General features: G+C 58.8%; 15 protein-coding genes. 11 read left to right on the top strand and 4 right to left on the bottom strand.

Going from position 1 to position 20,527, the window contains the following annotated elements; genetic code table 11:
- Positions 1-119: 119 nt before the first annotated feature.
- The 4 genes from CHB69_RS00650 to CHB69_RS00635 form a co-directional block, all read right to left on the bottom strand.
- Positions 120-1,331 carry a nucleotide sugar dehydrogenase gene (locus CHB69_RS00650; protein WP_089214066.1) on the bottom strand — a complete coding sequence of 404 codons (1,212 nt, stop codon included), beginning with the start codon at positions 1,329-1,331 and terminating at the stop codon, positions 120-122.
- Between the two features lie 84 nt (positions 1,332-1,415).
- Positions 1,416-2,882 carry a protein adenylyltransferase SelO gene (locus CHB69_RS00645; RefSeq protein ID WP_245836423.1) on the bottom strand — a complete coding sequence of 489 codons (1,467 nt, stop codon included), beginning with the start codon at positions 2,880-2,882 and terminating at the stop codon, positions 1,416-1,418.
- 33 nt (positions 2,883-2,915) lie between these two features.
- Positions 2,916-4,100, bottom strand: coding sequence for a hypothetical protein (locus CHB69_RS00640; protein ID WP_141133885.1), 1,185 nt, complete (start codon positions 4,098-4,100; stop codon positions 2,916-2,918).
- A 9-nt stretch (positions 4,101-4,109) separates the two neighbouring features.
- Positions 4,110-5,600, bottom strand: coding sequence for an O-antigen ligase family protein (locus tag CHB69_RS00635; RefSeq protein WP_170935383.1), 1,491 nt, complete (start codon positions 5,598-5,600; stop codon positions 4,110-4,112).
- Between the two features lie 287 nt (positions 5,601-5,887).
- Here CHB69_RS00635 and CHB69_RS20450 point away from each other — a divergent pair, with 287 nt between their 5' ends.
- The 11 genes from CHB69_RS20450 (at position 5,888) to CHB69_RS19555 (ending at position 20,497) form a co-directional block, all read left to right on the top strand.
- Positions 5,888-7,339: a sugar transferase gene (locus CHB69_RS20450; protein ID WP_089214063.1), complete on the top strand. Its 1,452-nt coding sequence runs from the start codon at positions 5,888-5,890 to the stop codon at positions 7,337-7,339.
- Between the two features lie 278 nt (positions 7,340-7,617).
- Positions 7,618-9,567 carry an acyltransferase family protein gene (locus tag CHB69_RS00625; protein ID WP_170935382.1) on the top strand — a complete coding sequence of 650 codons (1,950 nt, stop codon included), beginning with the start codon at positions 7,618-7,620 and terminating at the stop codon, positions 9,565-9,567.
- A gap of 320 nt (positions 9,568-9,887) precedes the next feature.
- A complete protein-coding gene (gmd, locus tag CHB69_RS00620) occupies positions 9,888-10,958 on the top strand; it encodes a GDP-mannose 4,6-dehydratase (protein ID WP_089214061.1) in 1,071 nt (356 codons plus the stop codon).
- A gap of 69 nt (positions 10,959-11,027) precedes the next feature.
- On the top strand, positions 11,028-11,951 hold the full coding sequence (locus CHB69_RS00615) for a glycosyltransferase family protein (RefSeq protein WP_141133884.1): 924 nt from the start codon (positions 11,028-11,030) through the stop codon (positions 11,949-11,951).
- A 45-nt stretch (positions 11,952-11,996) separates the two neighbouring features.
- Positions 11,997-12,530, top strand: a complete 534-nt coding sequence (locus CHB69_RS20640; protein ID WP_281252624.1) for an acyltransferase — start codon at positions 11,997-11,999, stop codon at positions 12,528-12,530.
- Complete coding sequence (locus CHB69_RS00605) at positions 12,527-13,459, top strand: NAD-dependent epimerase/dehydratase family protein (protein ID WP_089214058.1); 933 nt, start codon at positions 12,527-12,529, stop codon at positions 13,457-13,459. The genes CHB69_RS20640 and CHB69_RS00605 overlap by 4 nt, the downstream gene beginning before the upstream one ends.
- The gene (locus CHB69_RS00600) at positions 13,456-14,583 is read left to right on the top strand and encodes a glycosyltransferase family 4 protein (protein WP_089214057.1); all 1,128 of its coding nucleotides are present in this window, start codon (positions 13,456-13,458) and stop codon (positions 14,581-14,583) included. The genes CHB69_RS00605 and CHB69_RS00600 overlap by 4 nt, the downstream gene beginning before the upstream one ends.
- 1 nt (position 14,584) lies before the next feature.
- Positions 14,585-16,084, top strand: a complete 1,500-nt coding sequence (locus CHB69_RS00595) for a hypothetical protein (RefSeq protein ID WP_141133883.1) — start codon at positions 14,585-14,587, stop codon at positions 16,082-16,084.
- Positions 16,085-16,099: 15 nt separating this feature from the next.
- Entirely contained in the window at positions 16,100-17,032 is a 933-nt protein-coding gene (gene fcl, locus CHB69_RS00590; protein WP_089214055.1) for a GDP-L-fucose synthase, read from the top strand.
- 1 nt (position 17,033) lies between these two features.
- Positions 17,034-18,269: a WcaI family glycosyltransferase gene (locus tag CHB69_RS00585; protein ID WP_089214054.1), complete on the top strand. Its 1,236-nt coding sequence runs from the start codon at positions 17,034-17,036 to the stop codon at positions 18,267-18,269.
- 224 nt (positions 18,270-18,493) lie between these two features.
- Positions 18,494-20,497 carry a hypothetical protein gene (locus tag CHB69_RS19555; RefSeq protein WP_141133882.1) on the top strand — a complete coding sequence of 668 codons (2,004 nt, stop codon included), beginning with the start codon at positions 18,494-18,496 and terminating at the stop codon, positions 20,495-20,497.
- Positions 20,498-20,527 lie beyond the last annotated feature (30 nt).

Below are 20,527 nucleotides of genomic sequence, written 5' to 3'. Positions count from 1 at the left end.
TCGCATCAAGTCTCTGCCGATCCGCACTTGTGACCTGCCCGGATCGGCAGCGCAATCGCATTCTCTGGGCTTTGCGACCAATCGCGCGAATCAGCCTTGCGCAATCGCCGGGCGCCGGGTCAGCTGTCGGCGCCGAACAGGTCGCGGCTGTAGACCTTTTCCGCGACGTCCGCGAGGTCGTCGGTGACGCGGTTTGCGATAATGACATCGGCGCCCCGTTTGAATTCCTCCAGGTTCCGGATCACGCGCGAATTGAAGAAAAGTTCCTCTTCGAGCAGCGGTTCATAAACGATAACCTCGATCCCTTTCGCCTTGATGCGCTTCATCACGCCGAGGATGCTGCTGGCGCGGAAATTGTCCGATCCTGCCTTCATGGCGAGCCGGTGGATGCCGACGATGCGCGGGGCACGCTTGATGATTTCGCCCGCGATGAAATCCTTGCGCGTCGTGTTCGACGACACGATCGCCTGGATCAGATTCTGCGGCACTTCCTTGTAATTGGCGAGCATCTGCTTGGTGTCCTTGGGCAGGCAATAGCCGCCGTAGCCGAAGGAGGGATTGTTGTAGAAGGACCCGATGCGCGGATCGAGGCACACGCCCTCGATCACCTGGCGCGGGTCGATGCCGTGCAGTGCGGCGTAGGTGTCGAGCTCGTTGAAATAGGCGACGCGCATCGCGAGATAGGTGTTGGCAAACAGCTTGATCGCCTCGGCCTCGGTATTGCCCGTCTGGAGCACCTGCGTGTCGGGGTCGAGCGAGGCGGCGACCAGCAGCTGGGCGAATTCGCCGGCGCGCGGATGCGTGTCGCCGACGACGATCCGCGACGGATGCAGATTGTCGTAGAGCGCCTTTCCTTCGCGCAGGAACTCGGGCGAAAAGATGATGTCATTGCTGCCGGTTTCGGCGCGCATCCGCTCGGTGAAGCCCACGGGCACGGTCGATTTGACGACGATCAACGCGCCCGGCGCTCGTTCGAGCGCATCGGCGATCACCGCCTCGACCGATCCGGTATCGAAATAATTGGTGTCGGGATCATAGTTGGTCGGCGTCGCGACGATCACGAACTCCGCCCCGTCATAGGCCACGCGCTTATCGGTCGTCGCGACGAGGTCGAGCGGCCGGTTCGCAAGATAGTCCTCGATCTCGGCATCCGAAATCGGCGATCGCCTCGCGTTGAGCAAGTCGACCTTGTTCGCATCAATATCGAGCGCCACCACCCGGTTCCGCTGCGCGAGCAGGACCGCGTTGGAAATGCCGACATAGCCGGTCCCGACGACGGCGATCTTGCGGCCGCTCGATGCGGAAGGCGAAGGGGAGTCGGACACTATCATGCTCCTGCTTTCGGTTGAGCCGCAGCGCCCTAGCAAGCCGCAAGGTCCCGCTCAACTCGGCAAAGGGGTCGGCGGCTACGCCTTTCAGGTACCGCAATAGGTTATATAGGGACCAGAATCGGCCGGCGCCGGCTTTGCATAGTCGCCCCACGCCTCGCGTTCGACGAAGGGACTCTGGACGACTTCGAGCAGCGCGAACCAGGGCGCCATGTCGCCGCCCTCGGCCGCTTCGAGCGCCGCCTCGACCAGATGGTTGCGCGGAATGTAGAGCGGATTGATCGCATCCATCGCACCGGCGCGCGCGACCGGGTCGGCGCCCTCGCGCTCGATCGCCGCCCACCAGTCGGCGATCCACGGCGCCATCGCGTCGGGTTCGGGCAGCAGCGCGGCGAGCGGGCCGCCGTCGCCGCGCAGCAGGGACGCGAGCGCGCGGAAGAAGCCGGTGAAATCGACCGCGTGGCGCTCGAGTTCGGCGAACAGCGCATCGACGAGCGCGCCCTCGCCTTCGAAAGCCTCCTCGAGCCCCAGCTTCGCGCGCATCCGCGCCAGCCACGCGGTACGAAAAAGGTCGGGAATCCGCGCGACGACCGCCTTGGCCTCCTCGACCCCGCCTTCGTCGGCGGCGTGGATCGCGGGGAGCAAGGCTTCGGCGAAGCGCGCCATGTTCCAGTGCATTATCTGCGGCTGGCGCGCGTAGCTGTAGCGGCCGTTCGCGTCGATCGAGCTGAACACGGTTTCGGCAGCGAAGCGGTCCATGAAGGCGCAGGGGCCATAATCGATCGTCTCGCCGCTGATGGCGACATTGTCGGTGTTCATCACGCCGTGGATGAAGCCGATGCCGAGCCAGCGCGCGACGAGGTCGCACTGGAGCGCGACGACCCTTTCGAGCAGCGCGAGCGGCGGATTGGGTGCATCGGCGAGGTCCGGGAAATGACGCTCGATCGAATAATCGGCGAGCTGCTTCAGATGCTCGGCCCCGAAATGCGCGGCGAAGAACTGGAAGGTGCCGACGCGGATGTGGCTCGCGGCGATGCGCGTGAGCACCGCGCCGGGGTGCGCGCGCTCGCGCTGCACGCGCTCGCCGGTCGCGACCGCGGCGAGCGAGCGCGTCGTCGGCACGTCCATCGCCGCCATCGCCTCGGAGACGAGATATTCGCGCAAGACCGGGCCGACCGCCGCCTTGCCGTCGCCGTTGCGCGAGAAAGGCGTGGGGCCGGACCCTTTGAGCTGGATGTCGAAGCGCGCGCCGTCCGGCGCGACGACTTCGCCGAGCAGCAGCGCGCGGCCGTCGCCGAGCTGCGGCGAGAAATGCCCGAACTGGTGCCCGGCGTAGGCCTGCGCGAGCGGGTTGGCGCCTTCGGGAAGCTCGCCGCCCGAAAAGAGGCGGGCGAGGTCCTCGTCGCTTGCGTCGAGGGTCAGGCCCAGCTTTTCGGCGAGGGGACGGTTGAAGGCGAGCAGTTCGGGCGCAGGCGGCGGCGCCGCTTCGGCAGGGGCGTAGAAGCCCTCCATCGTGCGGTGGAAGCTGTTGTCGAAGGCGAAGGTCATCGGCATCGTGCTGCCTTCATTCGAGCCGATGTCTCGAGATTACAACCCTTGGCCGTTCTCGGTTACGAGCCGTATCGCATCGATTGTCACCGCAGCAAAGGCGTCACGATCCTGCGGACGCCCTGCGATCACCAGATCAGGATATTCGCATGACACTGAGCCGTCGAGCCGGAAGCGGACGCTTGTCGAACGTGCCTCGTTGTCTACGGGGCGGAAAGCAACCCCTTCTTCACCGGGACATGCGAGCCGGAATTCGAACATCTTGAGTTCCTTAAGGTCGTCCTGCGTCGAAACGTCCACGTCCAAGCGAGGCTGACCCACGTCGGCGAGTAGCACCATCGTACGCACGAATATCGGCGCACCGCTGCCTCCCCAGTTCAGCTGCAATTCGCCGTCCTTCCCTTCCGGCAAAATCTGGGCAGACACCCCCGGCCGGCTGAACGTCTCCCACTCAAAGGGCAAGGGACTCATCCGATCTTCTGGGGCCAGGGCGATGAATTTCGAGAAGTCGGGGTCGTAAATCGGGGCGGCGGATGCTGCGGTTCGGTTCGCGCTCAAGGCTATGCGCGCCGCATCGCCGCGCCGCCCTTCCCGCATCATCGCGTCGAGCGAGGGTTTGAGTTCGCTATGCCGAAGCGCCTTGCCTTCCTCGAGCATGCGATCGAGCAATCGGACACGGGCATCGAGCGTCGCCGGATCTCGCAACAGCGATCCCAGCTTGAAGTAGGTCGTCCGCCATTCGGGCTGAAGCTCGAGCCGTTCAATCAGCAATTCTGCTGCCGGAGGAAAGCTTTCGAGCCGGATCATGATCGGAAGAATTGCGTCGATCATCTTGCCGCGTCGCAGCAGGCCATCGATCCGCAGTACAGCGTCTTCCGGCTTCTGATTCGCAACCGCCTCGTAGATAAGGTTTTGCTGGCTGGGCGTGTCGCGCCATCCGAGCCCGACCAGCGCACCGGCAAACGCCTTCCGCCGCGCATCAGTGAGGTCTCCGCGCGCTTCGATGGCGAACAAGAGATTGAGCACGGGCTGGTCGAGAGGCTGCTCGGCCAGCAATTCGCGGGCCTTGACTGCGACTTCGGGCGGCACCTTTTCGTCTGGAACGGCGAGCAGCATCCATTGCGGATCGCCGGCAATCTTGACGGAAGCCTGTTGCCAGAATACGAACAGGATGCCCGCGAGCAACACGACGAACAATCCCATCGAGGAAAGTATCCGGGCCATCGGTCTGCCTTACTCTTCTGCCGGTCGAGCGGAATCAACGCGCACGCGCATCCTGGTGGGCGATTCCGCAAAGAAAAACGCTGCCATGACGCCGAACAGCACGGCAATCGATTGGGTACGAAGCGGATAGTCAACGATGGAATGCAAGGCAACGAGCAGCAGACCGATGGCCGAAGGCAAACCGAACGCCGCGAGGCGTCCCTTGCCGAACAGAACCCGCAGCCCGCGCGTCAGGAGAGCCACGACGGCAACGCCAAGCACGGCCATGGCAGGAAGGCCACCTTCGATCAGCAACTCCAGATACTCATTGTGAGCGTGGTTGAGATAAACGCGACTGACACTGTCCAGCGGTTCGATCGCTGCATAAGCCGGAACGAAGCTACCCAGGCCGCTCCCCCAAGGAAAATATTGAGTTACCAGTGGAGCCGACAGCTGCCAGAGGCGCAATCGATCATCGTCGCTAACCCCATTGAATCGGGAAAGGGACCGCTCGACAACACTCGTGAAGCTAAGCAGATAAATTGCGAGCGCCGCGATCGCGATCGCGGCCGCGATTAAAATCAATCGACGACGATTGAGCGCCTGGCCGAAATGCGCAAATTGCATCATGGCAATGCCGAGTACCGTCAAGCCCAGGCCGGCGCGCGAAATGGTCCCGACAGCCGCAACCAGAAAGGTCAGCGACAATATGACGGACCACGCCAGAAGTCCCTGCCGATACCTTAGTTTTCGATGCGCAAAGGCTATGGCGAATACCGCAGCAAGGGCGATGAAATCTCCCTCGTGGTTGCGATTGGCGAAGAAACCCAACAGGAATCCCCGGTGCGTGCTGCCATAGAAATCAAGCGTCGCGCCGCGACTTCCCAATTGGATAAGGCCTACGAATATCGATACCGCAGCCACCCCAAGGACAAGCATCACGCACCTTTCGCGCGCATGCTCATCAAGGGTCAACGCAGCAAAAAAGGCAGCGATGGGCGCAAGCAGGCACAACGCCGCCAACGCGGTGTCGCGAGGGGTCAGGCTGAGCGGATGCCACTCGCTCCCCGATCCGACGAGGTCGAATATCGTCGTCGGCAACTCGCGGCCTGGAAAGCCCCCCCATATCGAAGGCGGCAAAGGGACGAGCTGCAAGAGCGGCAATAGAGGAACCAGAACCACAGCGACCTGCGCCAGGAGCGGAAGGCGACGAAACGCGCGGCCGGCTCCGGCCCAGAGCGCCAGCGGCAGCAAGGCGGCAGCGGTTACGCAGATCAGCAGGATTCGCGGATTCGCGGATATCGCGCCGCCGCCAAAAACGAGTGCGAATACAATCAGTGCGTACAGTAGTATTTCGGTCCAAACAGCGGGACCCGCAAACTTCGATGGCGCATCCGGCCTCGTCGGCAGGGGACCTTGCGAAGGCGCAAGCTTACGTCGGCGCACGCGAGCATTCATCAGTTCGGAACCCCGGAAATCTTGATGATATTGGCTGGAACGGCTGCCCGAATGGCGGATCATTGTCAGCAAAGTCAAGCCCCCGCGCAGCTCGTTGAGACCAGCTGCCGCCCAGCTGGCACCCGTAAGATGCCCCTGTGGCAAGCGGTGAAGGGGAACGAAATCTGGTATGAGCCGTTGCATCGACCGCCAGTTACCGAGCCATTTCAGGCAAGGAACTTGCCCTGCCGCGCTGCCTTGCCTTGGCCGGACCATTGTGCGAAGCGAAAATCAGGGGTCGAAGATCAAAGAGAATTCAAGCTCCGGCATTCACCTGATCGATCCGGACAGAATTTGTCATGTGAGGCATCATGGATATCGAGTCATCCATCACCAACCTGTCCGGTTCTGCAATGAACGCAGAAAGCGAAACGTCTCGACCAGGAACTTTCTCCAAGTTGCGTCGTGCAGCCCCCCAGTTGGACCGGCTCGCCGGCAAGAGGCTTAGGCGCAGAAAGCTAACGATTTGGGCGTTTGCTGTTGATCTGCTTTGCATTGCGGTCGCCTATTCGGTCACCAGTTACGCGTGGCTCGACGCGCATCACGTCGAGCAGGTGTCCCGGATTTTGGTCAGCGTCTTGCCAATCTATCTGGGAATTTCGTTCAATAACCGCGGTCATCAGACCGAATTGCTAATTGACGCATTTCGTAGTGGCTGGCGGGCTGGAACGGCGTTGGCTTGGGCAGCTGCCACGTTGCTGCTCGTAGCATTCTTCATGAAGATCGGCGCCGAATTTTCTCGCCTCGTGTTCGGCTTCGGCACAGTTCTCGGCATCGTCCTGGTGGTCAGCTGGCGCAGTGTCCTGGCGAGGATTGCTAATCGCTATCTTGGGCCCTCCCCCTTCGCGACGCTATGCATCTACGACGACTGGCCGCGGAGCGAATTCGCGGGTGAAGGAGCCCTCGATGCCAGCGCCCATGGACTTTCGCCGGACCCTGCGGACCCTGCGGCTATCGACCATTTGGGCCGGGTCGTTATGGGCATGGACAGCGTCGTCGTGCATTGTCCGCCGGAGAAGCGCGCTCAATGGGCCTTCGTGCTGAAATCACTGGACGTTCCGAGCGAAATCGTCACGCCCGAGCTTAATGCGTTACACCCCCTCGCCATCGGCCAGCGTTCGGGGCAGACGAGCCTGGTTCTGACCAGCGGACCAATGCCCTGGAATCAGCGCTTACTGAAGCGATCGTTCGACCTGCTCATCACATTGCTGCTGATGCCGATTTTGGTCCCTTTCATTGCAGTGGTCGCACTCCTCATCAAGATCGACAGCCCGGGGCCGGTTTTCTTCAAACAGGACCGCATCGGCCTTGGAAACCGAAAGTTCAGCATAATTAAGTTTCGCTCGATGCGGACGGACATGCAAGACGACCGGGCTCGAAAACTGACGCAGCGGGACGATCCTCGCGTGACCAAATTCGGAAAATTCATCCGCAGCACGAGTATCGATGAACTGCCGCAATTCATCAACGTCCTTCGAGGCGACATGAGCCTTGTGGGGCCAAGGCCCCACGCCGAACTCGCCCTTGCGGGTGAACGTTTGTACTGGGAGGTCGATAATGCGTATTGGCACCGCCATGTCGTCAAGCCCGGCATCACCGGTCTCGCCCAGATTCGAGGACACCGCGGGAATACGTTTGATGAGCAGCAATTGCGCGATCGTCTCAATGCTGATCTGGAGTATGTGTCCGAATGGTCGCTGATCTCCGATATGAAGATCTTGCTCCGAACTATCAGCGTCGTTTTCCACAAGAACGCGTTTTAGATGTCGCTTCCGCTGCCAAGGTGTTTGCCTGCACCTGTGAACGCGCCAGTGCCGTACCTGTGCGTCGGCGCGCAGCGAAATGCCAGCATGAATGCCGGAGTACACATTCAGACGACCATGCGGCGGGCCTCGGGACCTGATAGGGAAACGCCAGGCGAGCACCGCCCTCTCGCTTGACAAGAAATGGCGACTTCCGTCTAGACCAAGCGCTGTTGGGGCATTCTTAGTGCCGCGTTGGACGCCTTGCCGCCATCAGACATCCGGACATGGAAGAATTAATGAACCGAAATAATTCGTCAGAATATCGCTACGATATCGACGGACTGCGCGCCATTGCTGTTACCAGCGTAGTTATATTCCATTTGTTCCACAACGCCCTTTCTAGGGGATTTCTTGGCGTAGACATATTCTTTGTTATATCAGGATTTCTTATTTCCGGAATAATTTTGAAGGATATTCAGAAGGGAAGGTTCACACTTCTCAATTTTTACGAACGGCGTATCAGACGCCTCATGCCAGCGCTGCTCTTCGTCCTGGCATTCACAATTATTGCGTCAGGATTCATCCTCCTTCCTGCCGACCTTGAGGGCTTTGGAAAAAGCATAATCGCTTCGATATTTTTTGTGGCAAATATATATTTTTGGCGCGATACGGACTATTTTTCGAGGGCGGCAGAGTTTAAGCCACTTCTGCACCTTTGGTCGCTAGGTGTTGAAGAACAATTCTATATATTCTTCCCTATCATTTTAGTTCTCCTTTATCGTCGCCGGACTGTTCTCGTCCCGACGATATGGTTTCTCACCATCGGCTCGCTCAGCGCGAACATCTGGCTGCTGACGATAGGAGGTGCGGCACCCGCATTCTACCTGCTTCCGACCAGAGCCTGGGAGTTGGGCGCAGGTGTGCTGATAACGCTTCACGGCCAGGCAACCCTCTCCCCCCGGGCGGGCATGCTCGCACGGGGGGGCGCGCTCTTGTTGCTTGTGGGGGGACTATTCTATCATGGGCCGTGGCCATGGTGGCTGCCTGTCGCATTGCCCGTAGTCGCCGGCACAGCGGTTCTGATCTGGGCGAGCGCGCCGATAGCCACTGCGACCGGACAATTGCTCGCCTTGCGACCGATCAATCTCGTCGGCCAGATTTCTTATTCGCTCTACCTTTGGCACTGGCCGCTGATCGTGCTCGCAAAATATTATCTGGTTCGCGACCTGACCTTTTCCGAGGCCGCGCTGGTGGGTCTGGCCGCCGTCGCGGCGGCGTTCTTCAGCTGGAAATATGTAGAGCAGCCGTTCCGAACGAGAGCCCTATCATTCCGCAAAGTCGCCAAATTTTCTGCTAGCGGCGCGGCCATCGCTCTCGTCGCAGCATTTGTAGTCCTGATTACTAATGGGTTGCCCTCGCGGCTTAGCGCCGAAGCGGCATCGATCAATCGATCTGTAGACACGCATTACCGGTGTCCTGTCAGCCAATTATTCCGCTTTGGCGCCTCAAGGGCATGTGATCTGACGCTGGACGGGCAGGACATCAACGCTGCCGAAGTCGTGTTGCTGGGCAATTCGCACGCCCAGATGTATGCGCCGATCATCGAGAAATTGCTTCGCAAGCATAAGGTTGCTGGCGCGCTTGTACCGATAAATGGCTGCCTCCCGACGGTTTCGATCAACATATCGACCGAATGCATTGATGCAGCGCGAGCGAATCTCGACGCTGTAAACCAACTGCCAGAATTGCGGACAGTGATCGTCGCGCTGAATTGGCCTCTCGAAGGATTGGTTGGGAGCAACGGCCGGCCTGTCGACACCTCTCGGGTCGAAGCCCTGACCGACGCAGTGCATGATCTCGCGTCACAGCTCGGTCATCGCCGCGTGATCGTGGTTGGGCCAATCGCCGAGCCCGACCTCGACATCGCGTCCGTCCTGAGCCGTCAGATCGCATTTGGCGTCGAGCCTCGCGCCGCGACGAGCGTAGCCGCCGAGCCGTTCCGGGCGAAGTTCGCCACAGTCTTTGAACGGATCGGGAACCGCGACGGCATCAGATTGGTTCGACCCGACCTCTATCAATGCACGCGGACACGATGCTATTTCGTCAAGGACGGCGTTGGCCTCTTCTCTGACAGCAATCATCTCGCTCAGCCTGCACTGAAATTTTTCGCCCCGGCGTTCGAGGGGATTTTGGACCATGAGGTCGCGGCCCCGGCACCTCCTCCCGATGGGCACGGGGGCACTTGATTGTCAGACATCATTTTTGCCGCCCCCATGAGAGACCTTTCCGGCCAAGCCCCCATTCAAATTGCGGGCCCAAATGTGGCATATCCGCCGCAGATCGTGCGCGGGACAACCAGCCTTGCCTTGCCTCGACTCTGGCGCCAAAGGAAAATCTCGATCCGGGCAGACTCACAACCTGCTCAGGGGGCATCTAGGCCTGCATGGTCCGCGGATGCTCTATACCATCCAGGCCTTTCGCCCGGCATTCTTCGGGATGCTGTTCGACGGCATCGCGAATTTCTTTTCGAGACGTACGGCCATTGGGTCGAATTATAAGGACCAGTATGACTGAGCATTTAGGAAAAACCGCCCTGATCACAGGAGTTACCGGCCAGGACGGGGCTTATCTCGCACAATTTTTGCTAGAAAAGGGCTATGAGGTTCACGGCATCAAGCGCCGTTCATCATCCTTCAATACTGGACGCATCGAGCATCTTTATGAAGATCCGCACGTTTCGGATCGCAATTTCGTGCTTCATTACGGAGATCTTACGGATTCGACGAATCTGATCCGTATTGTGCAGGACGTTCAACCCGACGAGATCTACAATCTCGGCGCGCAGAGCCACGTTCAAGTCAGTTTCGAAACCCCCGAATATACCGCGAACAGCGATGCCATTGGCACGCTTCGCCTGCTTGAAGCCATCCGCATCCTGAAAATGGAAGAAAAGGTACGCTTCTATCAGGCTTCGACGTCAGAGCTGTACGGTCTTGTTCAGGAAGTACCGCAGCGAGAAACCACGCCCTTTTATCCGCGGTCGCCATATGCTGCAGCGAAGCTCTATGCCTATTGGATCGTTGTGAACTACCGCGAGGCTTATGGCATTCACGCCTCCAACGGCATTCTTTTCAATCACGAAAGCCCATTGCGCGGCGAGACTTTTGTTACGCGCAAGATCACGCGGGCGGCTGCGGCGATCAAACTTGAACGGCAAGACAAGCTTTGGCTCGGGAACCTCGACGCCAAGCGAGATTGGGGACACGCGCGCGAATATGTTCGCGGAATGTGGCTGATGCTGCAGCAGGACACGCCTAACGATTATGTGCTGGCGACTGGTGAAACAACACCGGTGCGCACCTTCGTCGAATGGGCGTTCGAGGATGTTGGCATCCAACTGCAATGGAAGGGTGCGGGGGTCGATGAAAAGGGCTACTGCGCCGAAACCGGCCGGTGCCTGGTGGAAGTCGATCCACGCTATTTCCGCCCTACCGAAGTCGAGTTGCTGATCGGGGATCCCACAAAGGCCCAAGAGAAACTTGGCTGGCGGCACGAAACCACTGTGCGGGAACTCGCGCGCGAGATGGTGCAGGCAGACCTTATCCTGATGAAGGATGCTCTTCTGGGCAAAGGGTGAGCATTTTGAGGGTCAGCGCTGCGATCTGCTCGGGGCGCTGACCGCATGCCTGGTGCTATGGATGACTTGATGCAAAGCCCGAAGCCCCGTCGCCTGGCCCCGATCGGCCTCTTTGTCTATCGGCGGGCAAACATATTGCCCAGTGTGCTGGCGTCTCTTCGAAACTGTCCCGAATTCGCGGCAACCGACTGCTTCGTCTTTTCGGATGGCCCCAAGAACCAGGAGGCCGTCGGCGATGTCGAACGGGTTCGGGCGATCGTGCGCGACTGCGGAATGAAGAATGTGCAGCTCATTGCTTCGGACGAGAACCGAGGCCTGGCGCGATCGATTGAAGCGGGTGTGGGCAGGCTGTGTGACCAATACGGTCGGGCGATCGTCCTCGAGGACGACCTGCTCGTATCCCCTTCCCTGCTCGCCTGGTTCAACGCAGCGCTCGATAAGTATGAAAGCGATGACCGGGTTTTCCAGATCAGCGGTCACAATTTCGATGTTCCGTCGATGCGCAGCGAAGATTGCGGCTTCTTTGTTCCGATGATCACATCATGGGGCTGGGCGACGTGGGCGCGAGCCTGGAAACACTATCAGCCAGACGCTACAGGCTGGGATGAAATACGCGCAAAACGCAGCGCTCGCAGGGATTTTGACTTGGGGGGAAACTATCCCTATGCGCGCATGATGGAGATGCAGTTGGCCGGAAAAATCGACAGTTGGGCCATCCGCTGGTATCTGTCGGTATACCGCCAAAGAGGGTTGGCGCTCTTCCCGCCGCGCACTCTCGTCCAGAACATCGGGAGCGACGGTGCAGCCACTCATCGCGGCATCGCCGGCCGAATTCGTAACGCGCTGGCGATCCGGCGTTCGCCCGCCCCGGACGCACGCGTGCCTACGCTGCCGGAACAGGTAAGCGTCGATGAAGGGAAATTTCGTCGGCTAAAGCGCAGTATTTTTTGGCAAAGTTCCAAACTGTCACCGCTACACTGGTTGACGAAATAGTCGAGGCTTATGCTCAGACGATTGGTCCAGCTTTGTAGAAGCCTGATGCCTACGGCGAATATCGCAATCGGCAAAGGCAGCCGCGTGAAGCGCCGACGCGTCTCGCTCGATCCAGGGTGCAGGCTGGTGGTGGGCCGACAGTCCATTGTCGATGCGCGCATCATTGCGGACCGTCCGGGCGCAGAGTTTATTGTGGGCAATCGGACATCGCTCGGGAACAGCCTGCTCGTAGCAGCACAGCGGATCGAGATCGGCGACGACGTCCTGATGTCCTGGGGCGTGACGATCGTGGATCACAACAGCCACAGTCTCGAATGGAGTGATCGGCAGCACGACGTCGTGAACTGGGGCAAGGGCGTGAAACTCTGGGATCAAGTCACAGTCGCGCCGGTGCGGATCGGGCACAAGGTGTGGATCGGCTTCGGCGCCAGCATATTGAAGGGGGTCACTGTCGGCGAGGGCGCGGTGGTTGCTGCTGGAGCCGTGGTAACAAAAGACGTTCCCGCCTGGTCGGTGGTTGCGGGAAATCCGGCCAAAGTTATTCGCGCATTGACGCCCTTTCGTGAGGGCGACGCATGACCAGTCACGCGATCGTTACCGGTGCGCATGGGGCGATCGGACGCAAAGTCGTCGCGGCGCTGCGTGAGAAGAATATGAAGGTCTCGGGCATCGGCAACGGCCCGTCTCATTGGGCGCACCCGGAAAGCATCGACCAATGGGTTGCAGCTCCAGTCACGGCAAGGAATCTTGACCGGCTCGTGGAACGACTTGGCCCGCCTGCCCTGGTCATGCACCTTGCTGGTGGATCGTCGGTGCATGCGTCGATCGAGAATCCGGCGCTGGATTTTCGCCGCACGGTCGAAAGCACGATGGAGATCGCGCAGTGGCCTGGGATGCGGACGCATCGTCCCGCGCTGATTTACGCCTCGAGTGCGGCTGTATATGGTGACAACTCGTCGAGCCACATAGTTGAATCGGCTCCTATCCAGCCCAAATCGCCTTATGGTTTTCACAAGGATCTCGCTGAAAAGATCGTAGCTTATTGGTCGGCGCAATATGATTTTCCAAGCGCCACCGTCCGCCTGTTCTCGGTCTACGGCGAGGGTTTGCAGAAGCAGCTCGTTTACGAACTGAGCCGGAAATTGCTCGATGGAGCGGACAGGGTCGAAATGTTCGGCACCGGAGAGGAATTGCGCGATTGGTTGTGGATCGGTGACGCTGCCCGGCTGCTCGCGATGGCGCCCGATTGGGCGCGGGTCGGAGGAATGGCAGTCAACGGTTGCACCGGACACGGAACATCGGTCGCGACGATTTCGCAGCTATTGTGCGCCTTGGCGGGTAGCGATTGCTCCTTCGAGTTCCTGCAAAAGGAACGCAGCGGGGACCCCGACAACCTGGTCGGATCTTCCGCCCTTCTCGGCGAACTCGGCTTCAAGCCCATCATGCGCCTCGAAGAAGGGCTCAAACATACATATGAGAGCCTGGCGGGCGAGGGTCCACGCCAATGAAGCTGGCGATTGTCACCGGGGATCCGCGGCAGTGGGCGGGTGGGCTCAACTATGTCCTGAACATGAGCCGCGTACTCCGCCGATTTCATCCGGACCTTTCAGTTCAAATTTTCGTACTGGGAGACATCCCTCCGACAGTGGCGAAGCGCATCCGGATGAGCACCGGCCATGAACCGGTGGAACTCCCCGCCCGCTCAGCAGTCACAGACATGATAAGACTTGCCGGTCGCCCTTCCCCCGCGCTGACCACCGCTCTTCGGGCGCATTCCATCGATGTTGTGTTTGAAGCGTCGGGTTATGTTGGCAATATCGAACAGCCGGTCGTCAGTTGGCTGCCCGATTTTCAACATCGGCATCTTCCCCAACTCTTCAGCCGAACGGCTTGGCTTGCACGCGAGATGCGTTTCAGGAAAGTGATCGCTGGCCGCCGTTTTCTCATCCTGTCCAGCGACGATGCCCGCAAGGATATGGAAAAATTCTATCCGCCGTTTCGAGGATCTTTGCATGTCATCCCGTTCGCAATTGATCTGGAGATGCGTCCGACCGAAGAGGACGTGTCACGTGTCCGCGCGCAGTGGGGGTTGACGGACGATTATGTCTTCCTGCCCAATCAATTTTGGGCTCACAAGAACCATCGGCTGGTGATCGAGGCCCTAGACAGCATGGTCCAGAAGGAGGTGAAGGTCGTATCCACCGGAAGCTCGGGAGCCCCCGAGAACACGCGCCGTGTCGAAGAGCTCCAAACGATGGTTCGAGACCGGGGGCTGGAAGCGAACTTTCAATTTCTCGGGAATGTACCCTATGCTGAAATACTCGCGCTCAACCGCGGAGCAACGGCGCTGATAAATCCCTCAATGTTCGAAGGCTGGAGCACGACTGTCGAGGAATCAAAGGCTTTGGGAACGCCGCTACTGCTTTCGGATCTCGGCGTGCATTTCGAGCAAGCCGGTGACAATGCACACTATTTTGGCCGCGCAGACGCCAAAGACTGCGCCGCCAAATTAGCTGGCGCAGCGCGCAATCCCCCGGTTCGAAATGCCGATGCGGCGGCCAAGCAGAACGCCATCGCGCTACAGGCCTATGCCGACCGCTTGCACGTTTTGCTTAGATCGGCGAGCCATTGACATGAAACAAGCGACAAAGAACCCAAAACGGCCGCTGAACACTAAACGCGTGACGAAAAATAGGTGCAGTCACAGTTATTCTGGAAAGGCGCTAAGAATTGCTGGAACTGTTACAGGAATTTCCCTAAGCATAATCCTAGTGGTAGTCGCGGGATTTCCCGACCTTCTTTCTGCAATCTTACTTACAACGTCTCTAGCCTTGCTTTTCGACCTCGCGTTCTTTGGAATTTTCTCGCAGAGATTTTCCATATTGACCATGTGCTTTTGTTTCTATCATATATTCTTTTATATCGTTCCCGGTATTGTGCATATTTCCGAGAACCGATTCCCTTTTTACGGCCTATCCTATCCGATTGAGGAAGTCCGTTCCGCATCGGTTTTGATACTGGTATTCACCGCTGCTGTTTACAGCGGCGCGATGCTGTGCGCGCGACGCGTAAAGGTCGCAAGTCCCGACCAAAGGGCGGGAGGCTCGGAGCGATATTCGAACCTTCGCATCCTGCTTCTTGTAAGTATCGGCCTGATGGTGCTGGCCGGCATGGCGGGACGATATGTGGGCTGGGACTTTTTTCTGGCTCGTCGTGGCGGCGAGAACTCATCCATACTCGATCGCGCGCTGGTCGAAAATCAGATCGTGATCAACATGGCGCGCTTTGCGTCATTCGTTTCGTGCATGTCAATGTGGCTGATGGCGCGCAAGGAAAAGACAGTGCCGTTTACGGTTCTTGCAATAGCAATGACATTCATTGCCGTCTTCTTCAACGCACCTCAGTCCATCCCGCGCTTCTATCTCTTTGGATATATACTAGTTATAATTTATGTTTCTGTAGATATGAGCAGGCCATTGAGAAAATTTTCTCTGTTCATGGTAATGTCCATGTCGATGGTAATATTATTCCCTCTCGCTAACATGATCTCCCGTGGCGATATCAACCATCTCGAATACTTTGACCCTGTTGATTACTATCGGACCAGCGGTGATTTTGACGGCATGCAATCGACCTTGAATGTCGTGCATTATGTAGATCAGCAGGGGACGCGGAAGGGCGGGCAATTGGCCGGCACGGCGTTTACATTCATCCCGCGATCAATCTGGCCAGACAAGCCTCAGCCCACCGGAAGCCTCGCGGCACAAAATATTGGATATCACTTTCTCAATATTTCGGCTCCGTTGCCCAGTGAGATCTACATAGACTTCTGGTATCCCGGGGCCGTGATCCTCGGATTTCTAATTGGCTTTGCCTTGCTTCGAGTGGACATGGCCGCGCGAATATATCAACGCAGCGACGACGTGATGCTAACGCTCTTTCTCGGGCTGATCATAGGCTTTGAAACAATCGTTCTGCGCGGCTCGCTGATGGCGGCGCTGGCACCGATCGCCTTGATATTGGGCTTGACGTATCTCGCCCTGTTTCTCAGCAGTCGCGGGCGCCGGCGCTCAAGAAATCAACGTAGACAGCCCGGTAGGTCGTCCCGGCCGATTGCGGTTGGTCGCCGCTAGAAACCAAGGATCAGTATGAAGCTCTTGCAGGGAAAGAAGGTTTTTGTTGCCGGACACCGAGGAATGGTCGGCAGCGCGGTGGTGCGGCGGTTGACTAGTGAATCCTGCGAAATCCTGACAGCGCCGCGCGACAGGCTCGATCTAACTGATCCTGCCGCGGTTCGCGCATGGATGGCGTCGCATGCCCCTGATATCGTGGTGGTTGCGGCGGCCAAGGTCGGCGGCATTCTGGCGAACGACAGCTACCCCGCCGATTTTCTGTACGACAATCTGATGATCGAGGCTAATCTGATCCATGCGGCACACGAGATCGGCGTTGAAAAGCTGCTCTTCCTCGGGTCGTCGTGCATCTATCCTAAGCTCGCAGCGCAGCCGCTTACCGAAGACGCACTGCTGACCGGGCCCCTTGAAGCGACAAACGAATGGTACGCCATTGCAAAAATAGCGGGGATCAAGTTGTGCCAGGCTTATCGCAAGCAGCATGGTCGCGACTTTATTTCGGCGATGCCTACGAATCTCTATGGGCCCGGCGATAATTTCGACCTTGAGACCAGCCACGTATTGCCTGCCCTGATCCGCAAAGCTCACGAAGCAAAGCGGAATGGCGACGACGTGCTGACAATATGGGGTAGCGGCACACCGCGGCGCGAGTTTCTTCATGCCGACGACTGCGCCGACGCGCTTGTCTTCCTGCTGAAGAACTATTCGGGATACGAGCACGTGAATGTTGGATGCGGCGACGACCTGAGCATCCGCGAGCTGGCGGAAATGGTTGCGCAGACAGTTGGATTTGAAGGCCGAATCGTTTGCGATACCAGCAAGCCTGACGGCACACCGCGCAAGTTGATGTCGATCGAAAAGCTTGCGGCAATGGGCTGGCAGCCTTCAATAAAGCTACGCGACGGGATCGAGCGCACCTATCGGGCCTATCTCGACACGCTCAACTGACATGCGCCTTCTTTTTATCAGTCTGAACTACGCCCCGGAACCGACGGCCACGGGGATGTATACCGGCGAGCTGTGCGAAGCGCTTGCCGCAATGGGTCACGATGTACATGTTATCTGCGCGAACCCCTATTATCCCGAATGGAAGCTTGCGCCGGGATATCGGAATATCGGATGGCGCAGCGAGCTGCTGAACGGCGTCACCGTCCACCGTTGCATGTGTTGGATTCCGTCGAAAGTAAACGGGGCTACCCGTCTGGCGCACTATGCCAGCTTCAGCCTCACAATGCTGCTCCCATTGGTTGGCCGCATCATGCGGAAGCCACCGGACCGGATGTTCTTGATCGCACCTACCTTGATGCCTGCTGTCTTTGCCGCTCCCCTGGCGCGACTTCGCGGTATTCCGACTTGGATTCACGTGCAGGATTTCGAAGTCGAGGCCGGCTTCGCAACCGGACAAATGAACAAGTCGAGTCTTTTGGGGCGGCTGGCAGGCCGCTTCGAGCAACTCATGTTCGCAGGCTTCATGCGGGCGAGTAGCATCTCGCCAGAGATGTGCAAAAAGCTGATTCAAAAGGGTTTTAGCGAACATGCGGTTTACGAGCTGCGCAACTGGGCCAATGTCGACCGCATCGTGCCGCAGGAGGCATCTTCCTACCGAAACGAATGGGGCATCCACACGCCGCATGTCGCTCTCTATTCGGGTAGCATTGCCAAGAAGCAGGGCATTGATCTGCTATTCGACGTTGCGCGCCACCTTGAAAGTCGCGGCGACACCACACTGATCATCTGCGGAAACGGACCCGATCGCTCCCATTTGGAAGAGGCAGCCCGAAATATCCCGAATATTCTCTTCCGCGACCTCCAGCCTGCCGAACGCCTCGGCGACCTGCTTGCGCTCGCGACAGTTCATTTGTTGCCCCAGAAAGCGGAGGCCGCCGATCTCGTTCTACCGTCAAAGCTCTGCAACATGCTGGCGTCGGGAAGGCCCGTGGTGGCGGGAGCGCACGCGGGTACAGGACTGGCGCGCGAAGTCGAAGGGGTAGGCATAAATGTTGCACCTGAGAATGCAGCGGCGATGAGCGAAGCAATCGAATTTCTTCTCGATCACCCCGAAGAACGCCGGCGATTAGGCAAGTGTGCCCGGCAGCGGGCCGAAGAGCGCTGGAGCAAAGCCGCCATAATCGAGCGGTTTGAGCGCGAAATCGCGCTGGACTCCATTCAGAAAGCTGCAGGATGACAGATCGGCCGTTGTTCTCGAGACGACAGTCACTTTTGGGTGCGGCCGCAGTTGTTTCTGCTCCCTTGTTCGGCCCGGTGGCAGCCGGTTCGACATTTTCCCGCGAGCCGCGCGGACGCCCCGCAGCTGATCGCTCCGAGTTGGCGACCCGGGCGCCGAAAGCATCGCCGGTGCACTTAGTCGAGCGGGGTCGAGACGGGGTATTTGACTGGGTCGACGAGGATTTGTCGGCGCGCGTCGCCGCCGATCCCGAGCAGGGGCTCCATGTTCCTCCGGTCGACAAGCCTGACGGCAGGCACGGCGCCTGGGTGCGGCGCGTAGATGGTGATCTCCGCCCGCAGTGGTTTGGAGCATCGGCCGAGATCGCCGACAATCATCGAGCCATCACTGCAGCAGATCGGATGGCGCGAACCCTTGGCCTGAGCGTTTCATTTTCGCCTGGAACATATAACCTTCTCGCCGACCTGCTGATGACCGCCACCTGGCGCCTCCATGAGGAAACGATTCTGCGCTTCGCAGGTAGAGGGCTAACCAAGGGGCGGCGACTAATTGCTATGCGCAGTTATGGCGGACGCGAGCACCGGACGACGCGATTGGGGCACCCGCCGGTTTTTCCTCGCGCAGCATTGCGAGACGGGGCGGCCGGGACAAAGCTGGTTCGAACAGTGTCGCCTTCCGATGCCGAAGCCTTTGCTCCTGGAAGCATCGTCCGCGTATCGTTCGGTTACGACCCCTATGATGCAGACGATCCGCTCTATCGTTACGACCGACTAAACAGAGTTGTGCGCCGCGATACCGTCTCGGGCCAGATCGAGCTGGAAACTGCAATCGACGCGCCCATTAAAGCCTGGGGTTTCGAGCCCGGTGGGCCCTTTTATGACCCGGCCGACTGGCGCGCCGGTGAACGTATCGCGGCAGGCGAATGTCGTTATCATCCCCATCTGGCGCCGGGTAAGTTGGGAGGCGACCCTAATATCGGGGGCGTTTTTCGCGCGCGCACCACCGGGACGTGTCGCGGCGCGGACCTTTTGCATGACGACGGGGTGGCGTGGGATCGTGTCACCAATGATTACAACGGCCCGGGGAACGTCAATCAAGCGCAGCCCTTTGGCCGCGGCACGCCGTATATCGATGGCCGCCCCGTCATCGAGCTGGTTGATCAGCCCGTAAACGATATCGCCCTGATCGGTGGCACCATCCTCTGGGCAGGCACTTACCCGGCAATCATGGGCGTCGAAATGCGAAGCGTTTATCGTTGCCGCTGTGAAGGCACAGTAATTCGCTCGGAAACCCAACCCGTCGACATTCGCTGGGCGGTTTCCGAAGGCTCTAACGGATGCCTGCTCGCCGATAATGTGGATGCGACCCGGCCGGTAGCAATCAAGGCGCCGCAAGACCGAACAATTTCCATCTATTCGTCCGATCTCGTCGTGCGCGACCATCACTATGTGCAGGCGCGCGTGCCTTCTTCGCTGCCGCTTATTCTGGTCGAAAGTTTCGCGAATCTCAAAATTTCTGATAACTCACGCTTCGAAAGCCTTTCTAAGGGGCCATCAATGACCTTCTGCGCTGCCACGGGTGGTGCAACTTTCTCAATCGTCGATTCAACCATTACCGGCTTCGCGATCGTCTTTATTCAGCGAAACCCTTTTACCAGTGCGATCGGCGCGGAGTGGTTTCATGCTGGCCAATTCAAAACGGTACGTGGCAATGCAATCGAAGTAAGCGAACGACAGATACGATTTGCTGCTCAGGATTTTAGCTCGCGCGACCTCTACGTCGGCAATCGCCTCACGCTCACCCACCCCGACACAAACCACGGCAACGACCGGTCGTTCATACCTCGGGCAGTCCGGCCAGTCGACATTCGATTTCAGCCGCGTGCCGCGCAGAAGAACACAATCGTTCCACTTGACGAGCCGTTGGGCTCGGCAATTTTTTTATCTGCTGAAGCGCGCTGGGATAATCCTCGCGAAGGCGGAGAGATTGCGGTCTATCCGCGCCGAGCAAAAGGTAGGGAGCTTGGCCGCATGCTGACGTCGCTTGTGGCAAGAAACGGTGGAATACTCCTTAGTGACACGGCACCGAGAGGCGTGGTCTCCGGTGATGGCACAGCCGGCCGGCTCATCGATCGCACGGCAGGCGAAGCGCTTCACATATCGTACGACAGCAATCAGCGCGGGGTGTCGGGGACTGTTTCCGTCAGGATATGGGTGATGACCGAATAAGAAAGCGTCCTCCGCGCGGAAAAACCGACG

Source organism: Sphingopyxis indica (assembly GCF_900188185.1).
GTDB lineage: Bacteria > Pseudomonadota > Alphaproteobacteria > Sphingomonadales > Sphingomonadaceae > Sphingopyxis > Sphingopyxis indica.
Note: the sequence above shows the minus strand (reverse complement) of the source record. Positions and strands in the feature narration are given on the sequence as shown.

Excerpts from the sequence above, each read along its gene's own strand:
- CHB69_RS00640 (WP_141133885.1), bottom strand. The coding sequence starts at position 4,100 with ATGGCCCGGATACTTTCCTCGATGGGATTGTTCGTCGTGTTGCTCGCG.
- CHB69_RS00595 (WP_141133883.1), top strand. The coding sequence starts at position 14,585 with ATGAAACAAGCGACAAAGAACCCAAAACGGCCGCTGAACACTAAACGC.
- CHB69_RS00635 (WP_170935383.1), bottom strand. The coding sequence starts at position 5,600 with ATGATCCGCCATTCGGGCAGCCGTTCCAGCCAATATCATCAAGATTTC.
- CHB69_RS00605 (WP_089214058.1), top strand. The coding sequence starts at position 12,527 with ATGACCAGTCACGCGATCGTTACCGGTGCGCATGGGGCGATCGGACGC.
- CHB69_RS00615 (WP_141133884.1), top strand. The coding sequence starts at position 11,028 with ATGCAAAGCCCGAAGCCCCGTCGCCTGGCCCCGATCGGCCTCTTTGTC.
- CHB69_RS00625 (WP_170935382.1), top strand. The coding sequence starts at position 7,618 with ATGAACCGAAATAATTCGTCAGAATATCGCTACGATATCGACGGACTG.
- CHB69_RS20640 (WP_281252624.1), top strand. The coding sequence starts at position 11,997 with ATGCCTACGGCGAATATCGCAATCGGCAAAGGCAGCCGCGTGAAGCGC.
- CHB69_RS00600 (WP_089214057.1), top strand. The coding sequence starts at position 13,456 with ATGAAGCTGGCGATTGTCACCGGGGATCCGCGGCAGTGGGCGGGTGGG.
- CHB69_RS00645 (WP_245836423.1), bottom strand. The coding sequence starts at position 2,882 with ATGCCGATGACCTTCGCCTTCGACAACAGCTTCCACCGCACGATGGAG.
- CHB69_RS00650 (WP_089214066.1), bottom strand. The coding sequence starts at position 1,331 with ATGATAGTGTCCGACTCCCCTTCGCCTTCCGCATCGAGCGGCCGCAAG.
- CHB69_RS00585 (WP_089214054.1), top strand. The coding sequence starts at position 17,034 with ATGCGCCTTCTTTTTATCAGTCTGAACTACGCCCCGGAACCGACGGCC.
- CHB69_RS20450 (WP_089214063.1), top strand. The coding sequence starts at position 5,888 with ATGGATATCGAGTCATCCATCACCAACCTGTCCGGTTCTGCAATGAAC.
- fcl (WP_089214055.1), top strand. The coding sequence starts at position 16,100 with ATGAAGCTCTTGCAGGGAAAGAAGGTTTTTGTTGCCGGACACCGAGGA.
- gmd (WP_089214061.1), top strand. The coding sequence starts at position 9,888 with ATGACTGAGCATTTAGGAAAAACCGCCCTGATCACAGGAGTTACCGGC.